This is a genomic window from Polycladidibacter hongkongensis (genome assembly GCF_001561995.1).
Lineage (GTDB): Bacteria > Pseudomonadota > Alphaproteobacteria > Rhizobiales > Stappiaceae > Pseudovibrio > Pseudovibrio hongkongensis.
In genome coordinates this window covers 1-17,800 of the sequence record NZ_LLWC01000012.1, presented here as the reverse complement: position 1 = coordinate 17,800, position 17,800 = coordinate 1, and the positions used below count along the sequence as shown (strand labels likewise).

The window sequence follows — 17,800 nt, the reverse complement described above, 5'->3', positions numbered from 1 at the left end:
CATTTTTGCCGGTGCGTTTTGACAGGGACAAAGGCTATCCTGTGGGAAATGATTGGTGCTGCTTGACAGGAGGCTCCGAATAGCGCAAAAGGCGCTCAACCACGACAGCCGGAGAGGTGGCAGAGTGGTTGAATGCACCGGTCTTGAAAACCGGCGGGCGTGGAAGCGTCTCGTGGGTTCGAATCCCACCCTCTCCGCCACTATCCTATTGATAGTAAACAAAAAAAGCCCGCTTTCGAGTGGGCTTTTTTGTTGCTTAAAAAAGAACAAACCGTGGTTGAAATCGGTCTTTTTTTAGAGCTATTGGGACTTTTTGTTTGAATGTGCCAACAGATTACCAACAGTTGTTCTTTGTTTGGCCCCCAGAAACTCTCTGCTTTTTACGGCGCGTCCACACTCCTCCATATACATACAGCCATACTAAATTAAAGAACTGTAAATCAATCTGAGACTGTTGCCATTGTTTACGCGCTTTATATCGAACATTTTTTCTTGAAATGTGGTTCTGAGATTGACGATTTTAAACTAGTGTAGAGGTGCAAAGCAGCCTACCGAATGGGCAGCAGCTGCATTTCAATCGGGAAATGGTCACTCACCCCTTCACCAGTGGCTGGATCAAACCGGCGCGGCTTGAAATTCTTGTATTTAGGATCAACCATATATTGGCCGGGCTGTGTCACCACAGTTCTAAAACTCCCAAGATCTGCTACCCAATTGTTTGGCGGAACCTGCTCCGGGTTCAAGCTTTCACTCACCAGAATCATATCCAGAAAGGACCAGGTCTGATTGCGACCGTAAAACGAGCTGCCCGGCGCCCGGCAACCGGCGATCTCCGGCGGGAACAGCCAACCACCTGCCTTCGCCAACGCCTGAAACTCACCATTTTTCAAATCATCGCAGTTGAAGTTAAAGTCACCCGCAGCCACGGCCAACGCACCGGTTGGCAACTTCGCCACTTCCGCATTTAACACACGCATGGCAGCCTTGCGGCATTCATAGCCGCGTCCCGCCGGAAAATGCACGCCAAACACCGTCAGCCCCTCACCGCCTGGCAATTCAAACTGCGCTTTCAAAATATCGCGCGTCGGCCGGCAGTCCTGCGGTGCCGGATGCGCCGCGTCAAACACCTTGATGGCTTGCGGTGAGCCGGTCAAGGGCAATGATGCGACCATGCCCACATCGATGCCACGGCTTTGCGGCTCGTCCGATGTATCCAGCTGCACAATGGTGTTGTAGCCCTTTGCGGCAAGCGACCCGTCCACCAAATCCTCAAGCACCTGCCGGTTTTCTGTTTCTGGCACAACAATCACCTGCGGCGCAGGGGCAAAGCTTGCAAATACCTTACGCAAACTGGCCAACTTGCTTGCATAGGTGGCCGGTGACCAATCCAGCTCCATACACTCCTTGAAATAACGCGAGCCCTCCTCGTTGTATTCAAGGCAGGCTTGGCGGTGTGCCGCGCCGCGCTGCTGCTTGTCACTCAAGGAGAGGAAGGTGTCATCACGCGGGTTGCCCGTATCGTCAGTGGCATCAAACAGATTTTCGACGTTGTAGGCCATGATGGTCACAGGCTGCCCATAAGCCTGCGAAGCGATTAACAGTAAAAATGACAGTGAATATAGTAACCTATTCATCTTGCAATTCTCCCATCTCAACTCTGATATTAGTTTCACAGTGAGATACATCTTGCAATTGAAACAAAGTGCCAACATTATTAACGACTATGAGTTTTATGAGGTAACTATGAATGAATTAGACCAGAGCAATCGCGCTGCATTTGAGCAATTTCAAATGATTAATGAGAAAACCATTGAGACTGCAAATTTTTATTTAAAGAGCTCTCTATTTATCAATGGTGGAGCCGCAGTTTCAATACTTGGTTTTTAAGTTCAATTTTAAAAGAACAAAAATACTTGATTAACATACTACCATATGCAGCAAATGCGTTAACTTGTTTTTCTGTAGGAACAGCTCTAGCGGTCTTTTCTATTGCCTTAGCATACCTTACAAATTTCACTGCCCTATCAGTAATGAATAACCGAGGTAGTAAGTACGAAAATCACTTTACCTACTTTAAATTACTATTACATATCATTTCTGTAATCATTGCAATTATACCCACAGTACTTTTTTTATTCGGCATTTACTACTTCAAATCAGGAATTACAATTAAATATTACAGCACAGTTATTTGATTTTTTTATCCACCTACTTAGGCAGTGTCGGGTCATCGCGCCAGCGGCGGGCGAGTTTAATAAGTCCCTCCGATAGCGCTAGGCCGCACATGCCTAGCATAAAACCGGTAGCCCCCTCCACGCCTGCATCAGTCGGGCCGAGCCAGCGCTCCAGCACGGGCGCGACCACAGGGGTAAGATAGCCCGCCACCAGCGCCCCCACCACAGTTGCGCCGATGGTGTTAGCAAGGCTGGCACGCGGATGCACGATCACCCGCACCAGACCACCACAGAGCCCGGCGATCAGATGCATAATTTTGAGGCCCAGCAGGGCCTGAATTGGGTCGCTCATGTTGGCTCCGGTTAGTTAGCGCCGCCGCGTGATGGCGCTTGCTATGGTTTCAGCTGTACGCAGGCCCGCGCCTGCCCCAAACAGCCCATAAAAAATCGTATCGGCCCATGGCCGCACTGAGTCTGGCAAATCGTGCACCACAATGGGCAGATCGAGCGCCGTATCGATGAGAACCAGCGCCCACCACAGCCCCAACGGCAAGGCGAATAATGACCATGCCCGCCAAAACCATTTGTTTTGCATGGCCTGCTGCCGCGTTGCCGCATCCGCCTCAACCTGCGCCTCGATCACCCGCGCCCGCAGGCGTTGGCGTTCGGTTTCCTGCAGGCCGGCATGGTCTATGGATTGGAAAAGGCGGTCGAACAAACCGCCCCCCAACGCTCCCATAATTTTAGAGAGGAACCATGTCATCGCGGGGGCTCCTCGCTGCGGCCTGCGGGAGTGCTGGTGATCTGCCGCAGGCCATAAAAGGCAACCGCGTAGAACAACAGCACCCCTGAGCGGGCCTCTTCGCCCAGAAACGTCACCAGCAGATGTGGATCTACCGCCTCCAATAGCCCGAGCAAAAACAGTGACAGCGCTGCAAGTCGCGTGCGCCAGCCTTTTAGAAGTGACATGAGAGCCTCCATAAGTTGTGTTGGTGAGATGTGAGATTTGCGCTTACGTGCGCCGACGTTTTAAAACCTTGCCGCGGAACTGGTAGAGACCAAACAGGACGCCTGCGCTGGCCAGCCCGATCGCGAGTGAGGCGGGGTCGAGCCCGCCGCCGCCAACTGCCGCCGCTCCTATCGCGGCGAGGCCTCCACCGCTTTGCGCGGCTCGCTTCCGCTCCAGCTTGCGCTGTACGGCTGCTGCCGAGGCAGGGCCCCATTGGCCATCTGCCACGAGCGGCGGATGATCTTTTTGAAACCGCTTGAGCTCACGGGCAAAATGCGCGCCGCCGTAGCCGAGCGCCGCCAGTTGTTTTTTAGCGGTTGGGAACGCCGGAGCTTTAGCCGGGAGCGGCGCAGGGGCATCGAGACCATAATCACCTGATACGAGCAGGCGCGCCTCACTCTCACGCCGCGCAGTCAGCCCCGGCAGCACACGACCGCCCGCCCGATTGTAGCCCCCTCGCAGAATTTGCGCGGCCTGTTTAATCCCGCCAGATTTTAGCGGCTGCGCCCACCGCCACTTGAGCGCGCCCGTGCCCAGATTAAACGTGACAGAGGTGCAGGCGTCGTGTTCATAGCCGCGCAGCTTTGGCAGCGTACGGCTTACCGCCGCTCCATACTCCTCATCACACATTTTTTTCAGCAGCATGTGGCAATCACCACGATTGATTTTATCACCCAGCCGCAACGGGCGGCCGTGCTTGGCCCGCCACCAGCTTTTGAATATGCGACTGCGCTCGGTAAAGCCGCAGCCGATGGTCATCACCCCGGCAGAACACCGGTATGCGGTCGTCACAATACCCTCGTGGCGCGCAATAAACCGCGCACCACGGCTCGATAAACGATTTGCCATGATTGATTTTCCTGATTTGGTTTTGACGTGGAACTGGAGATCACCAGTGTTTCGCGAGTAGTTCGCCCGCTATTTAGCGGTATTGAATAGAGTGTTCTGCAACACAATAAGCTGTTTGGTATGCCGTTACTTTATCGATAGAGGAGTTTGCCATGCCCTTTCATGTATCAAAGTCAAACAGCTTACCACTTCAACAACCGGCACTGCCTAAAACAGAGACCAGCGGGCAGAGGACTGCCGGAGAGATCATTCTAGCGAGAACTCCTGCCGCAGGACATAAAAGGCCAGCTGGCCCTGAAGACCAACAGCACCTCGAAAAGAGATTGCGAAGGGAGCCGCCTAACACCGCCTCGGATTTAGCGCCTGTTCAGAATGTTTTTAGCCAAAGCGCAGGGCCCAGCAGCTCTTTTACTATCGCACGCAGCACCCCCGGTTATAATTCCGTCGATCCACTATTAGAAAACGGGAAACTAAAAAGGTACTTTGATCCAAACCTCAAAAACGCGCTTAACTCACTGCGAGATGCCAATAATGGTGAGGCAGGTATTCGCGAGGCGTCTTTGTGGCTCATAGATACGGAGGTTGAAGTTGAGGGGAAATGGACAACCGTGCAAACTTCTGTTCCACAAAAGATGCGCGCACCTGCCGATATCGATAAATCTCATCTGTTTAATAGCAGTTTCTCGCCAAACCACTGGATGTTTGAGGATCATTACCGCCACGCAAGCACCGGTTTAGAGTTCTACGGCAGCGACGTCATTCGGTTTCAGTATGAGCAAGCGACCAAGACGCCGGGATCCCAGATACGCCATGGAGATCTGCCCAGAAAGATTGAAGTTGCGACCATCATCAATGAAAGAACAATCGAGGTTCTGGATCATGCATTACGGCAGGGCGACACCCAACAGGAACTGATCAGTAAATTCTTGACCCAGACACAAAACGGAAAGCTGATAGGGCGGGTTATGGATGATTTTGGCCTCCAGGCTACGGCATTCAAGAATGACCCGATCAATCTTGCCGCTCACTATAAAAACTCTTTTCAAAACAATGACAGCGTCATTCTAAGCGTCGAGCCAAAGCCCCGCACACAAGATCTCCATAGTACATCGAATGAAGTTTTGTTCTTTACGGACTAGTGCGCCCCTCGCTTAATCTGCACCAGAGCCTGCTGCGCAGGATGCTGGCGGCAGCGAAAGCTTTCAAGGGAAATTTCCCAAAGAATACCGACGCCCATTTTTCGGGTACTGTTGGAAACTATCTGCACTGCGCTAAAGATACGGCAAAAAAACTTTCCCATCTTCTGGAAACGGATCAATGTAAAACACCTGATGGAGCAACCAGTCACCTGCGTCATTGCTTGAAATCTCGGCGAAAAAATCGTTGCTACAATCTAAATGTTCGCTCGCCACACTGAAAAATACACGATATCGAGAAACGTCATTTTTAATATTTAAAATGGAAATTCTGTTGGGGTCAAAATCCGCCGATGTGCCAAAAGCTATCAACTGTAGATGGACTCCATCTGCTAAAAATGGGGTTAGAAAAAGCCGATACAGCTCCGAAAAACCATCCATCTCTCTAAGCTTTTCGGCGGCTGGTTTCTCTCGGAGGCTTTCAGAAACACGCATACAATAGTCATTCCATTTTTTATAATCGGCTGCATAACTAAGAACGAAATTCTCTATCGAAGTATTGTTCGGCCCCTCAAACGTAGGAGGTGCGTAAAATTTGTTTTCTTGTAAAAGCGACACTTAATATCCATTCAGTTAAAAGCCAAGTATCCCCCTGCCCACAAACTAAAACTGGCAGCAGAATTTTACAACTAAGCTCCTCTTAATACAGGGGATATACCATCGGTCAGTGGCAAAGTAACCTAAAAACTTCACCGTGCCCGCATCTATTCCATTGCCGAGCTCTATGCGCTCGATCAGCGCACCGCCGATTTGTTTTTACAAGACGAGGCGGGCCAGCAAAACAAGCATGAGGCCCTTTCAAGCGCCGTGGATCACCTCAACAAGCGGTTTAACAAGCGCATTGTGCAGGTGGGCCTGCATCACGCCCACCTGGGCTTTTTCGATCGGGATTAGGGAATACAGCCGGCACATCGCATCCTAACACTTCTGCTAGACTGCATCGGCTGCTATTGCCAAAGGCCACTATTTATGGTGGCAATAGATTAGTTATTTCCACCAAAGAGAGTTGTTTATGTTTGATCGTGATAAAGCCTATGGCGAGTGGCTGGTTTTTTTCTTCTCCACGCAGAAAATCGTCGAAGCAGCACCAGGCGTCAGCATTAATGACGATTTGCTCAACTTAGATCGCGAGCAAAAACGCCTCTACACTGCACTTATCAAGTTGTTAGTTAGTACGATTGATAGCGAAACGAAAGCTGTATATGACGCTCTTTTGGCTTCACTTAAAAATCCGAGCAATAAGCTGGTTGAAGCAAAAGGAAGCCAAATTCGATTTATAGTATCCTCACTAGACGAAAAGTCAGCAAACATTTTATCAAAACAAATGACTGTGTATTCTATGATCGGGCTTGCCGCAATCGCGCATGAATTACAAAAAGCAGATGCCGACTTGCTAGGTAAAATTAGAAGCGCCATCGCTGGAAATAGCAATTTTGCGGAAGCCTATTCTATTTACGCTGCAACCTACGTAGGGAAATCAACTGATGTAACCGGAATCTCTCTAAGCGATAAACAACAGAAACTAAAAGAACTCAGCGATAGAACCGAGAAGCATCTAAGTGAACTCAGCAAGTCCGCTGCCAATGATATGAAAGAACTCAGAGAGACAACGACGAAAGAGCTGATAAAACAGCTAGAAGAAAAGAAAGATGACTGCATCAGGGCCATTGAACAGAATGCAAATCTAAACTCCGCGCAAAAAAAATGGTCCGACAAAGAAGAAGCCTACAAAAAGTCATTTTGGACAAGCGCTGCTATTTGCATCGCATTATTTAGTTTGCCTTTGAAGCTGTTGTTTGATCACCATGCTAACGTCATCGCCTATATCTCCAGCATATCCACAAGCCTGAACGGGACACAAGTACCGGAGATAGCGGGACTGGTCAGCGTCCAACTGACAAACATATTCGGCAAGCTTGCCTTCATTACGGTGCCGCTATTTGTCTATTTCTGGATGTTGCGCTTGTCTGTCCGCTTTACATTCAGATCCCTGCTCTTGATGGATGATGCCAGCCAGCGCCTGACATTCCTGAAAACCTATGAGCACTTGGTGGCTGATGGAAATGTGGAAGCAAACGAACGCACCGTGCTTCTCAACTCTCTGTTCGCCCCCATGCCGGGCCACGGAGATGCGCGTATTGATCCACCCATTCCCGAATTTTCAACAAAATAAATGAGGTGATGATTACTCCTGCAATCCTGCGGGGCGGAGCGACGCCGCGCCGCCGCGCGTGCTTGCACTCTCCGGTTTGGCTGTTGGCTTTGGCGGTGGCTTGGCCCGCTTGTCTTTGCCCGCACCGCCTTTTGGCTGATCCAGCTGCAGCGTGGTTTGCCAGCCAGAAGGGCCCAGCTGGTGGCGCACCGATTTGATATGATACTCCCCGTCCAGCCCCGCCCGGCAGGTGAGGTCACACAGGCCGCCAGCGCGCGCCAGCGGCTCGCCGCGCAGCACCACGCGGCCCGAGCCCACATCCCGCGCCAGCTGGTTTTGCGCCGCCGCGATGCGGGCGTTGGCCTCCTTTTTGCTCGCCGCTTGCCCGGGCAAGTGCATGGCGGCCGCAGTGCCGGTTTCGTCACGTTTTTGCAGCTGTTTCACGGTGCCGCTCTGTTTATCGTAATAAGCGCAGATGACGGCCTGTGCCCGCGCCCGCTCCGCCCGCGGTGCGATATCATAAGAGATGAGATTGCCGCCCTCGCCTGCGCGCGCAGCAATGCGCGGCAAAGGTTTACCGCTGGCCGATTTTCCGCTTCCTGCAGCCAGCAACACCGCCTTTTCCCCTGCCACCTGTTTAAACTGGCCGCCGAGTTGCCGCGCCAGTCTGGCGCCGAACTCCAGATAGCTCTCGCCGTCCTGTAATTCTACATCGATTTTCTGCGCGCCGAGCGTTTTATCTATCGCAGGTGCTGGCTCGCCTGCTGCCTTTGCGGCCTCGGCCAGCATCATCGTGACGGTTTGGCCCCTGTATTGGCAGGTTTTGGGTGCATTGGCCGCAGAATTCGCCGCGACGCCCTCGGCCCGCACGTCAACGATGCGTCCCTGCGCCCCGCCCTTGGCCCGCGGAGCCCGCAAGCGGCCTTTAAACACAGAATGAAGTTTGCCACCATAAGCACCTGAACGACCGAGGAAAATCTCGATCTCGTCATCCTCGTTCGGCAGCACCATGGCGCCGTTTTTATCGCAAAATGTCAGGCTGGCGCTGTCGCTGGCGCTGCCCTCCACATCACTCACGCTAAGCAAAAGCAGGTCACCTGCACCCGGCGTTTTCGCAAGATCTGGCAGGGTGCCGCCAGAACGGTTTTCCAGCGTTTTTTGCCCCGCCTTGCCGCTGATGACAATCCGGTAATAGCTCTCGTCCATGCCCATTTCGCCTGTTTTTTTTGTCGGCCTCAATCAAACAGCTGCACAATCGCCTCTGCCTGCGCCGCAGTGCTGTCAGCGCCGCTCGTCGGCCCCATGGGCAAATACACGGTGGCCCCGAGCGGTAACTCGGTGGCATTGGCCAGATGCCGGTTAAGTGCCAGCGCCGCAGTGAGCACCTGCGGATCGCGCTGGCCAAAATGCCGCCAGATAAACCGCGACAGGCTCATGCCCCGCGTTTTTACCGTTGTCGTGCCTGCAATTTTTACCAGAGTTGCCGCCATCCCAACCTCCCGTTGCCGCGCAGCCTACGAAAACAGCTTGGTGACAAATTTCTGCACCTGCGCCACCTGGTTTGCCACCTGCCGCGCACCGCCTAGAATTTGCGAGATTTTGCTCAGCCCAGGTATGGCCGCCGTCCCCGGCAAACCGGAAAGCGTGGTTAGCGCCCCCACGCCAGGCATCTGCGCAATCTGCGGGAGTGATCCCAAAACAGGGAGGCCGGATACCCCGCCACCTGCCCCGCCCATGCGAGTAAACTTGGCGGTAAACTCCACCTTGCGCCCCGTTCCGCCGCCGCTGATGTACTGGTGTTTCTCGGAAAGATTTTCCAAGAGGTACCAGCCAAGCAGGCGGCCATCGCCGCGCATGAGCAACTGTGGGCTCGCCTGTATTGCGCGCAATTGCCCCATAAGATCGAGCGCGGAAAAACCGGCAAACGGCGCCAGCACACCCGTGATCGCAAAGGGTTCTTCCCCAGTACCAACCCGCTCCATGGCGATGCCACCATCCAGCACCTGATGGCGCGCAATCCGATTGCCGGCCTCGCGCGAGAGCTGCATGGAGCCAATAGCCTGCCCCTCGAACATCACGCCGCCAAAAATATAAGTAACCGACATAAGTCCCCCTTAGCTGTTCATTGCAGCTCTGCGCCATTCGCCCCGATCCGGATCAGGCGAATGTGCGATTGTGGTAGGCGCGATCGCGCATCAGCGCGTAGCTGTCATCGATCGCGGTACGCACCGCCTGTGCGATTTCCTCCGGATTACCGCCCCCTTGAATATGAATGGTGGGCTGGTAGCTCATCGGCTGCAACGGAGCTTGGGGCCCACTGGCGCCCGCCCCGGCATCATTCCCTGCCCCTGCACTGCCGCCCGCGCGGTTAAAGCCAGCCGCAGCGTTTTGCGCCGCATCTGCCGCCCTACCAATCTCCCGCGAAAAACGCTCGATATCCCGCTCTATCTCGGCAATATCTGCGGCCAGAGCATCGCGCTCCGCCTCCAGTGGCCGCAGCAAAGTGCTTGCCAACGGGCCGTTTGGGTTGATCTGCGCAATCTGCCGCTCCACGTCTGCCAGCAGTCCGCGCAATTCTGCCAAGCCGTCATCGGCAGCCGTTTTGCCAGACGCAGTCGCCGAGGGTGTGCGCATCAGTGCTTTAAGCTCGCCATCAACCTGCTCTTGGCTTTTTTCCCCGCGTAAACCACGCAAATATTCAATAGTCTCATAGCCAAGCAGCCCCAAGCCGATAGGCCCGGCAAAACGCCCGACCAACCGTCCGCTCCAACCTGCGGCCCTACCAAGCGCACTGCCTGTTGCCGCCCCTGTGGCAACGCCAGTCCCAGTTGAGCCGGAAACCGCCCCGCGCACACCCAGCCCACGCAGGCCCTTTAGCATCTCGCGGGCACCACTGAACATTTTGTAGGCGCTCCAGCCGCCAACGACAGTTGTTCCCGCTGCTGCGGCACCGGCTATTGCCGCCGTTGTACCCGGGTTTTGCGCGGTGAAATCCTCAACCTTGTCAAGCGTGCCTTGGGTGCTACGTGCTGCGCCCGCAGCAGCGCCCTGCAATGATCCGGCCACATTGCCGGTGATGCGCTCCAGCGACTGCGCGGCGCGGGCCAGATCCGCCGCCGGTGTGTGCAGGATCCGGGCCAGATCGCGGGTGACCACACCCTCCGATTTATCGGCAACCCCCTTGTATCCCAGATAATCCTCCAGCTGCTGCGCCATCGCCACAGCAAAATCACGCGCCTGCCGATCGCCGAGCAGCTCGGCCATGCGAAACTGGTCGCCGCCTGTGTGATCGCGGATAACCTCAACCATGTGAAGCAGCGGATCGGCGCCCGCAGCAATGGCGGCTTTCCACTCATCCTCGATGGAGATCCCAGCCTTGCTAAATCTCTCTTTTGTTTCCCGCTGTCCAAGGGCTGAGAAAAAGTTACTCATATTGTTGGCAGCGGTGCTGTCATCACCCGTTGCATTGCGGCTCACCTGCAGCGCGGCAGACATGCCAGCCACCGCATCCATGCCGGTCCAGCCAAACGCCTTCATATTCGCGCCGATGGTGGCGCCATACTTGGCCATGGCATCCATTTCAAACTTGCCCGCATTGCCAATGGCGTATTGAATTTGCAAGGCTTTATCGAGGTTGTCTTTCGATATTCCCAAGTGCCGCAGATGACTGTCTGTCAGGTTCACCAGATCCGTTTGTTCGGCCAGCGACACCTGTCCCATTTTCCCCCATGTGGGCAGGGCTGCAAAAATATCATCCGCGCTCATGCCCGCTTCCGCTGCTGTAAACGCTGCACGGGCAATTTCAAAACGATCCATGGCGTAGGTGCGCGCCACCGCGTTGATGCGCGCATCAAAATCATCAACGCCTATTTTGCGGTTGCCTTGCTTGTCTTTTGCCCCTTCATCGGCAATCTCGGCCTTAATGCCAAAACGGGTCAGGTCCTGCTTGTACTGCGCCTCGCTGGTGATTTTGCGCCAGGCATAACCACCAGCTCGGGCAACTCCGTAGCCTGCCGCGACGCCCGCCCCCACTTTCGCCATGCCGCGCTGCATACGCTCCTGAAACTGCCGGTGGCGCTCCATGGCCCGCTCGCGCTGTTGCAAATGGGTTTTATAGGCACGCCAATTGCTATCCAGCGCGGATTTGGAGCCGCGCAGTTCTCGCGTTAGCCGCTCCTCCTCTTCCGCCAGTTTTCTGGTAGCAATGCCCGCTTTGTCCATGGCCCGGCGCTTTTCTTTCACCGCACCTGTGGTTTCCCGCCACTGGCGGTTGGCTTTTTCGGCAGCTTTGCGGGCACTGTCCAGCGCCCGCCGCATGGCCTTGGTCGGGTTTTCAGTTGCCTTGATCTCGGTTTTCAGCGTGCGGACACGGTCGCGCAGCCGCTGGAATTTTGCCTGCGCACTTTTGCTGGCGTGCTCGGCCCCGCGAAAATCCTCAATGAGCCGCACCGGCCCGCGCAATCGCTCCAGCTTTGCCAGATCATTCTTGGCGGCCTGCGCAAATTTGCTGGTATCACCCGCCATTTTCTTCAGCGGCGCAGAAAGCTGGTTAATCGCTTTTACGGAGAGCGAGGTTTCAACTGTTGTCCGGCTCATGGGGCATCACCTCATTTATCAATGCTCTTTAGCAATGCTTTGATTTCACTTAAGGAAAGCTGTTCAAATTCTTTCATGGAAAGCGCGTAGGTGCGCGCCAGCAGCGCAAACGCCTCCAGTTCGCGCGCGCGGCGGCGCGGCAACTGCCAGCCGCGCCATGCTGCCAGCGGCGCTAACTGTTTTTTTTGGCGTCACCCTCAGTGGCAATCCCGAAAAACAGCCGATCCACAATCGCCCCAGCTGTTTCCCAATCGCGTCGGTGCAGGCCCTTCAGCAATTCATCCTCCGCGACCCCGCTCATGGCCGCAATGGCCGCCAGCCGCCCCGCCAATGCACCGCGCTCGTTAAACGCTTCATCGATTTTGCGAATTTGGCTCAGCGACGGCTCGCGGTAAATCAGCGTTGCCTGCTCAGCGCCATCATCGGTTTTTAGCGGCAGATGCAGGGTTTGAATAATTTTCTCCGCCCCGTCCTCATGGGCAATCACAGCAATCTGGTCCATATAAAACCTCATAATAATGGCGGACCCATGCGGCCCGCCTCAGGGGTGAATGATAGTTAATTCGCCGCTGCGCCTAGCCCATCAGGATCTGGCGTTCACGCAGGCCGCGATCGATGCCGCCGATGACGGGCCCCGCCTCGCCGAAATAGTCCCAGTGATACACCACCGCGCCATTGTCGGTGAGGCGGTAACTCATAATCCCCTTGAGCGCCGCATCGTGGCCATGCAGGCCGCGCCCGCTTTTGCTGTCGGCGGTAAGTTTGGCCAGCTGGCCGGTGATCTCTGCCTCCAGCGCCTGCTGGCTGCCATCGCGCTCATCCTCGACAACGCCGTTCAGCGTCCAGATGGCACGCTGGCCAAAGGCGGGCAGCAGCTCGCTATGGGTGCCCATGAGTTTTAGGGTGACCTCCAGTTTTTCGCGCAGGCCGGTGGAAAATTCCACGGTATGCCCCGCATTGCCTGCGCCCTCGAAATCCTCAAAAACCTCTTCAAGGTTCGGCAGCGCCACCTCCTCGATGGTGTTTTTCAACAGTACATCGGGCAGCGCCGAACAGGTGGCGCTCACCTTTTTCAATATGCGGAATGTTTCGGCCATAAATGCCTCCAGTTGCTTTAAAAAATCAGGGCTTCACCATGTAGGCCAGCGTGGGCCTAGAGGTAGTTGGCGCTCCACGCCTGCATCTGCGCGATCTCCAGCTCGATCGCCTGCCGGTCCCGCGTAATCTGCGTGTCAATACGCATCAGCGGAGCGGAGGGCTCTGCCGCAGCGGTGGTGACAAATTTACCCTGACGCCAATCCTCCGGCGCGCTGGGGCCGGGGACAAACTTCACCCGCGGGTCCGGATAGATCACATTTTTATGGGCCAGCTTGCTCAGCCATAGCTGCTGGGTTTTCACCGCCGCTTGCCGCACCGCGCGCTCGGCCATGTTGTATTTGACGAAAAACGGCCGCAGCGCCTTCATCAGGTTAACGGCGATGTAGTCCTGCATGCGCACCACGTTGATGAACTGCTCCAGTGGTTCATTGGCGCAGGTATGCGCGCCGATGTAGAGCGTACCGCCATCACTGGCCGCAAAATCGGAGGCCGCATCGCCGCGCACCAGAATACCGAGGCCAAGCTCCAGCAAACGCTGCCCCTCGGTGCTGCCATCATTGAGCGCGAACGGGATCTCCCGGGCAGGCCCCGCCACGCGGATCTCGCGCATACCGGCCACATGGCTGGGAATGCCGCCGTGCTCGTAGTCAACCGCAGCCTGTAGGCCGCAAACGTAACCGGACGCCGGTTTGATCGCCGTACCATCGGGCCGCGCCACCTCTACCGCTGTCTCGATAATGTGCAGCCGCTTGGAGGTGTAGAGCCCGCGCTGCGTTGTGGCACCGGCCAGTGTGCTGCTGCTGCCATCCACAAAGCCAAATCCGTAAAGCGCGTCACACACCGCCGCCATGGCCTGCACCGCCGGATTAGCGCCGCCGCCGGCCGGCTCCACAGCAGAAAGTCCACCCGCGATAGAGAGCAGCCGCGGCGTGCGCGCCTGATGCGCGGGCGCTGATTTAAACGTGTAGATACCAGTGCCAAGCACCGGATCACCGGCCACATTGGCCACCTCCTGCCGCGCCTTGGTGAGCGCATCGTCGCTCTCCCCTTCCGGCACGATGACAATGGTGACCCAGTGGGCGTGTATGCCCTCGGCCAGTGCCATGGCGCTGGCCCGCACTTGCTCGGCAATGGGGCCATCGCCCAGCTTTTTCCAAAATGCTGCATCATTACTGGCCGCAGTGTAGCAGCGGTTAAATTCCAGCTCAGCGGCCTTGTTTGGCGCGGTGCCGATAATGCCAAGGGTGGAAAAATCCGCATTGCGGACGGGGCGGGGCTCGCCGCCCATACTCCAGCTGGCCCGAGAGCCAACGATAATTTTGCTCATGTCTGGTCTCCATCGCGTGTCGCCCCGCCGGACGGCAGGCAATAAAAAACCCGCCTCAGTGGGCGGGGTGGTTTAACTATGGGGTTATGGTTTTCGTGGTTTAGTCTGGCGTATCAGGCCACAGCTCAGCGGCGGTTATGTCATCAGGCAGTGGCTCCATGGCCTCAAGTGCATCCGACGCATTGCGGATAGCGGTGATGTGGTCCCAGATCGCCTGCCCAGCCTCGACCTCTGCCTGCTCTGCCGCAGTGAGTGTGCCGCCCTGCGAGAGTTTAAGCGCAAACTCGGTGCCGCGAGCTGTCAGGTTGCGCTGTTTCCACTCGGGACAAAACGCGATAATGCGGCGATGTGCTTCGGCTTTGATTTGCGTGATTATCTCGGTGCGGGTTGGGGGCTCTGGTTCTGGGTCCGGAACACGTTCCCAGCCATCCGCGCCGTATTTGCCGGTGAGCCAGTTTTCAAACTCAGGGGTAGCGCGGCCAACAATCACATTTTTCGTAGACAATATTTTGAAGGTTGCTGTCATGTGACCTCACAAGGTGATTGCATCATTATACGGCTTATTGACTAGATACCTGAGACGGATTGCACCGTTCTGCCCATTTACTTCAACGCCACTCCCCGCCCACGCACCCATGCCATGCACGAGCCATACGGCGGAGCGTTTGATAGGAATATATTCCCCTGTGGGGTATATGCTTTGGCCGCCGCCAAGGTTTACGTCCCCACCGCTACCTAGCCCCCGTTTCCTGCCCTTGCTGCCCCCCGTAGCGTGCATACTCACGCCAACCGCCGTCACTGATGTTGTCCCCCCAGTGGGCCGGGAGGAGCGCCCTACTTCGCAATCCAAAACAAGCCCGCTCGGGATTGGAGACAGTATTTTTTTGGAATACCCGCCAGCGCCGGTATAGGATTCCCCACTGATCCTAGACCCACCGCCGCCAACAACTTCGATACTCAGAGGACCGAAAGCGCTTTGAGGTAGTGGGAATGGGCCTGACTTAGTAATGATTATTTCTTCTATGCCGACGTAGCTTTTTAACCCGTCAACCTCTGTCTTATCCGCCTTTGTCTCTAGCGCTGTTTGTACATCTGCCTCTACCTGCTGGAGAGCGGTGGCTGTGGTCGCGGCATCGGCCTTATCCTTCACCTTGGCGATTTCCGCAGCCGCGCCGGGCAGTGGCTGCCAGCCGGAGGGGCGCTTCACCAGCACCGCCCCGATGGGCGCGGCCTGCGCCTCAACATCGCTCAACTGGTCCAGTTTATGGCCGTGATTGGCCGGGGCTTTCTTGACCAGCTCCAGCGCCAGCCCCTGCACCTCCTCAATCTGGTGGCCGTGATCGGCCCCCGCTTTGGCCGCGACTTGCGTTTTAACCGCGCTCACCTCACTGTCGAGTTTTTGCGCATTATGGTTGATTTTGGGCCATTCCTCAGCGACATTTTTGGTGGTGCCGTCGATCAGATCAAGGCCGAGATTATCCGTTTTTGCCATGTCCGCTCACCTCTCCTAAATCGCCGCAGCGCGGGTGGCCGCAATGTAGGGCCGCGCCGCCGGTGTGCCCGTCATCTCGATTTTCACCGCACTCATTTGCCCCAATTGACCGGTGAGATCCGCGCTAAAGCGCAAATCCTGCCAGCCGGGCAGATCCAGCGGCTCGCTATCGGTTTGCGGTAGCTCCACCCAGCCACCCGCTTTATCGCGCAGGCTAATTTTAGCCCCTGCCCCTACGGGCAGGCGCGCATCCACCCGCACCGGCAGACTATCCGCACCGCCCACTTTGAATGCACGGCTGACATACTGGCCGCTCGATGCCAATTGGCTGGCGATGAGCTGCACACCGGGCATGAGTACCGGGCTGGCGGTGGCCGTGCCTTTGAGCACTGCAAACACCTCCACATGCTCATCTAAAAACGCATCCAGTTGCAACGGCGTGTCGGCCTCAAGCACCAGCAGTTCACCGCTGGCGCGCTCCACCTCGAAATGAACGCTGCACCCCGCCTCGGGCAGCTCCACAGCGGCGCGAATGAGCAGGTCCGAGCAGGCGGTTAGCGCCACCATGCCAAGGGAAATCCGGGTTTCCAGCTGGGTAAAGCGCGGTGCTTGCAGGGCAAATTTCAAATCACTGTCATGCAAATGGTTCCAGCTGGAACCGGTAGAGCTCTCCACCTCGTTGCCCAATGCGTAAGCGTTTTTCGTCACGCGGATCTGATCGTTAAAATCCACCGCATTGCCCACAATGGCGCGGGAAATGGCGTGATCATTATCGCCGGTGAGCAGGCACAACGCATAGCGCCGGTCACGTGGCAAATAAGGCAAATCGGCAAATACAAACTGTGTCCAGTTGCCTGCGCTCACAGTGCTCATATCCACCTGCGTTTGCGCCAATACCTCATCCAGCACATCGCCATCACCGCCAACGGCGCGCAGCTCGCATACCACGGGTTTCGCCTTGTCGCCAATGGCGCAAAACTCCACCCAGAACGCGCCCAGGTGGCGGCCCTGCTCTGGCAATATGACGATCTGGCCGCGCGGATCATTGCGGCGGCGGCGCACCCGCCGTGGCACCTGCTCAAACCGGGTGATCACGCGCCGCCGCATCTGCACCAGTGTGCGCCCTCTGGCGGTAAAGCTCGCCTCGGCCCACGATCCAGCCATGCCCGTCACCCGCACCAGTTTTTCGCCGGTGGGGAATGTGTGCGCAGGGATTTGCAGGGCGATCTGCAAAGCGCCGTCCTCATCGGCCACATGATCGCCTGCGGGCGTCATGTCCACGCCGTCAAACTCCAGAGTTTCCAACCGTTCGCCTGCGGCCATGCGGGTGAGATCAATTGCCAGCGTTTGCGCGCGGATGAAGCTGGCAGGTTCCTCGCGGGCGCCCAGTTGCTCCACGCTGCTGACCGTGCGCGGCCCGCCGCCGCGAATGGTGCGGGTGCGTTGGCTGGCCCATTCCTCGCGCACATCCACCCAGAAATCGCTGGCAGGAGTAACCTCGATCTCTGCCGGATCAGGCTCGAAATTGGCAAAGCGGTTGATTTTCACGCAGTCGTTTTTAAGGGGCTGCTCGACAATTGGTTCCAGCGTGTAGGGCAATGTCGCCACGGTTTGCAGCGCCAGATTATGCACGGTTGGTGTCAGTGCCAGCGCCAAGACGCCGCCAGAGGAGGCCAGTGTCTGCACTGCCCCCGCATCACGAAAGCGGTCATCCACATGCGCATCGGCAAATATGCCGTATCTTGCCGGTGGCTCACGGTCTGCCAAGCGTTGACGCGATTGCGCCAAAGCCAGCGCATCCAGCTGGCGATAGAGTAGCGAGGCCAGCTCGCCGATATCCTGCATGGTGTAGCGGCCCGGGCCGTTATTCTCAACGCGCGGCGTCCCTGCAAAATCGTTGTGCACCT

Annotated in this window: 20 protein-coding genes and 1 tRNA gene; 4 read left to right on the top strand and 17 right to left on the bottom strand. The window is 56.2% G+C overall.

All coding sequences use genetic code 11. The features are described from left to right. Nucleotides 1–110 precede the first annotated feature (110 nt). A tRNA-Ser gene (locus AYK82_RS05830) sits at nt 111–200 on the top strand. A gap of 348 nt (nt 201–548) precedes the next feature. Here the strand turns inward: AYK82_RS05830 and AYK82_RS05825 are convergent. Beyond that, complete coding sequence (locus AYK82_RS05825) at nt 549–1,634, bottom strand: endonuclease/exonuclease/phosphatase family protein (RefSeq protein ID WP_068312583.1); 1,086 nt, start codon at nt 1,632–1,634, stop codon at nt 549–551. A gap of 109 nt (nt 1,635–1,743) precedes the next feature. Here AYK82_RS05825 and AYK82_RS17935 point away from each other — a divergent pair, with 109 nt between their 5' ends. Continuing rightward, a complete protein-coding gene (locus tag AYK82_RS17935) occupies nt 1,744–1,887 on the top strand; it encodes a hypothetical protein (RefSeq protein WP_156453273.1) in 144 nt (47 codons plus the stop codon). Between the two features lie 321 nt (nt 1,888–2,208). Here AYK82_RS17935 and AYK82_RS05820 read toward each other — a convergent pair whose 3' ends face one another. Genes AYK82_RS05820 through AYK82_RS05805 form a run of 4 tightly spaced genes read right to left on the bottom strand, consistent with a single transcriptional unit; the run spans nt 2,209 to nt 4,032 of the window. Continuing rightward, a complete protein-coding gene (locus AYK82_RS05820) occupies nt 2,209–2,526 on the bottom strand; it encodes a hypothetical protein (protein WP_068312581.1) in 318 nt (105 codons plus the stop codon). A gap of 15 nt (nt 2,527–2,541) precedes the next feature. Then, nucleotides 2,542–2,937, bottom strand: a complete 396-nt coding sequence (locus AYK82_RS05815) for a hypothetical protein (RefSeq protein WP_068312578.1) — start codon at nt 2,935–2,937, stop codon at nt 2,542–2,544. Then, the gene (locus AYK82_RS05810; RefSeq protein ID WP_068312575.1) at nt 2,934–3,143 is read right to left on the bottom strand and encodes a hypothetical protein; all 210 of its coding nucleotides are present in this window, start codon (nt 3,141–3,143) and stop codon (nt 2,934–2,936) included. Before AYK82_RS05810 ends, AYK82_RS05815 begins: the two co-directional genes overlap by 4 nt. A gap of 43 nt (nt 3,144–3,186) precedes the next feature. Further along, on the bottom strand, nt 3,187–4,032 hold the full coding sequence (locus AYK82_RS05805) for a lysozyme (RefSeq protein ID WP_068312572.1): 846 nt from the start codon (nt 4,030–4,032) through the stop codon (nt 3,187–3,189). Between the two features lie 152 nt (nt 4,033–4,184). Between AYK82_RS05805 and AYK82_RS05800 the strand changes: the two genes are divergently transcribed. Beyond that, nucleotides 4,185–5,171: a hypothetical protein gene (locus tag AYK82_RS05800; RefSeq protein WP_068312570.1), complete on the top strand. Its 987-nt coding sequence runs from the start codon at nt 4,185–4,187 to the stop codon at nt 5,169–5,171. A 132-nt stretch (nt 5,172–5,303) separates the two neighbouring features. On the opposite strand, the gene AYK82_RS05795 is transcribed toward AYK82_RS05800, so the two are convergent. After that, on the bottom strand, nt 5,304–5,786 hold the full coding sequence (locus AYK82_RS05795; RefSeq protein ID WP_156453272.1) for a hypothetical protein: 483 nt from the start codon (nt 5,784–5,786) through the stop codon (nt 5,304–5,306). A 454-nt stretch (nt 5,787–6,240) separates the two neighbouring features. Here AYK82_RS05795 and AYK82_RS05790 point away from each other — a divergent pair, with 454 nt between their 5' ends. Then, on the top strand, nt 6,241–7,401 hold the full coding sequence (locus tag AYK82_RS05790; protein ID WP_068312564.1) for a hypothetical protein: 1,161 nt from the start codon (nt 6,241–6,243) through the stop codon (nt 7,399–7,401). 12 nt (nt 7,402–7,413) lie between these two features. On the opposite strand, the gene AYK82_RS05785 is transcribed toward AYK82_RS05790, so the two are convergent. The 11 genes from AYK82_RS05785 to AYK82_RS05740 all read right to left on the bottom strand — a co-directional run. Then, a complete protein-coding gene (locus AYK82_RS05785) occupies nt 7,414–8,586 on the bottom strand; it encodes a phage late control D family protein (RefSeq protein WP_068312561.1) in 1,173 nt (390 codons plus the stop codon). A gap of 29 nt (nt 8,587–8,615) precedes the next feature. Next, a complete protein-coding gene (locus AYK82_RS05780; protein ID WP_068312558.1) occupies nt 8,616–8,870 on the bottom strand; it encodes a tail protein X in 255 nt (84 codons plus the stop codon). A gap of 24 nt (nt 8,871–8,894) precedes the next feature. Continuing rightward, a complete protein-coding gene (locus AYK82_RS05775) occupies nt 8,895–9,485 on the bottom strand; it encodes a phage tail protein (protein ID WP_068312556.1) in 591 nt (196 codons plus the stop codon). Between the two features lie 52 nt (nt 9,486–9,537). After that, nucleotides 9,538–11,976 (bottom strand): phage tail tape measure protein, encoded by a 2,439-nt coding sequence (locus AYK82_RS05770; protein WP_068312553.1) that lies wholly within the window; start codon nt 11,974–11,976, stop codon nt 9,538–9,540. An 11-nt stretch (nt 11,977–11,987) separates the two neighbouring features. After that, nucleotides 11,988–12,119 (bottom strand): hypothetical protein, encoded by a 132-nt coding sequence (locus tag AYK82_RS18470; protein ID WP_279626412.1) that lies wholly within the window; start codon nt 12,117–12,119, stop codon nt 11,988–11,990. Between the two features lie 29 nt (nt 12,120–12,148). After that, on the bottom strand, nt 12,149–12,478 hold the full coding sequence (locus AYK82_RS05765) for a hypothetical protein (protein ID WP_068312550.1): 330 nt from the start codon (nt 12,476–12,478) through the stop codon (nt 12,149–12,151). 73 nt (nt 12,479–12,551) lie between these two features. Then, nucleotides 12,552–13,073, bottom strand: a complete 522-nt coding sequence (locus AYK82_RS05760; RefSeq protein ID WP_068312547.1) for a phage major tail tube protein — start codon at nt 13,071–13,073, stop codon at nt 12,552–12,554. 56 nt (nt 13,074–13,129) lie between these two features. After that, nucleotides 13,130–14,401 (bottom strand): phage tail sheath protein, encoded by a 1,272-nt coding sequence (locus tag AYK82_RS05755; protein WP_068312545.1) that lies wholly within the window; start codon nt 14,399–14,401, stop codon nt 13,130–13,132. A gap of 100 nt (nt 14,402–14,501) precedes the next feature. Further along, a complete protein-coding gene (locus AYK82_RS05750; protein WP_068312542.1) occupies nt 14,502–14,927 on the bottom strand; it encodes a hypothetical protein in 426 nt (141 codons plus the stop codon). Nucleotides 14,928–14,933: 6 nt separating this feature from the next. Then, nucleotides 14,934–15,893 carry a hypothetical protein gene (locus AYK82_RS05745; protein WP_068312539.1) on the bottom strand — a complete coding sequence of 320 codons (960 nt, stop codon included), beginning with the start codon at nt 15,891–15,893 and terminating at the stop codon, nt 14,934–14,936. A gap of 15 nt (nt 15,894–15,908) precedes the next feature. Next, the coding region (locus tag AYK82_RS05740) for a DUF4815 domain-containing protein (RefSeq protein ID WP_156453270.1) at nt 15,909–17,800 on the bottom strand (1,892 nt) is incomplete at its 5' end.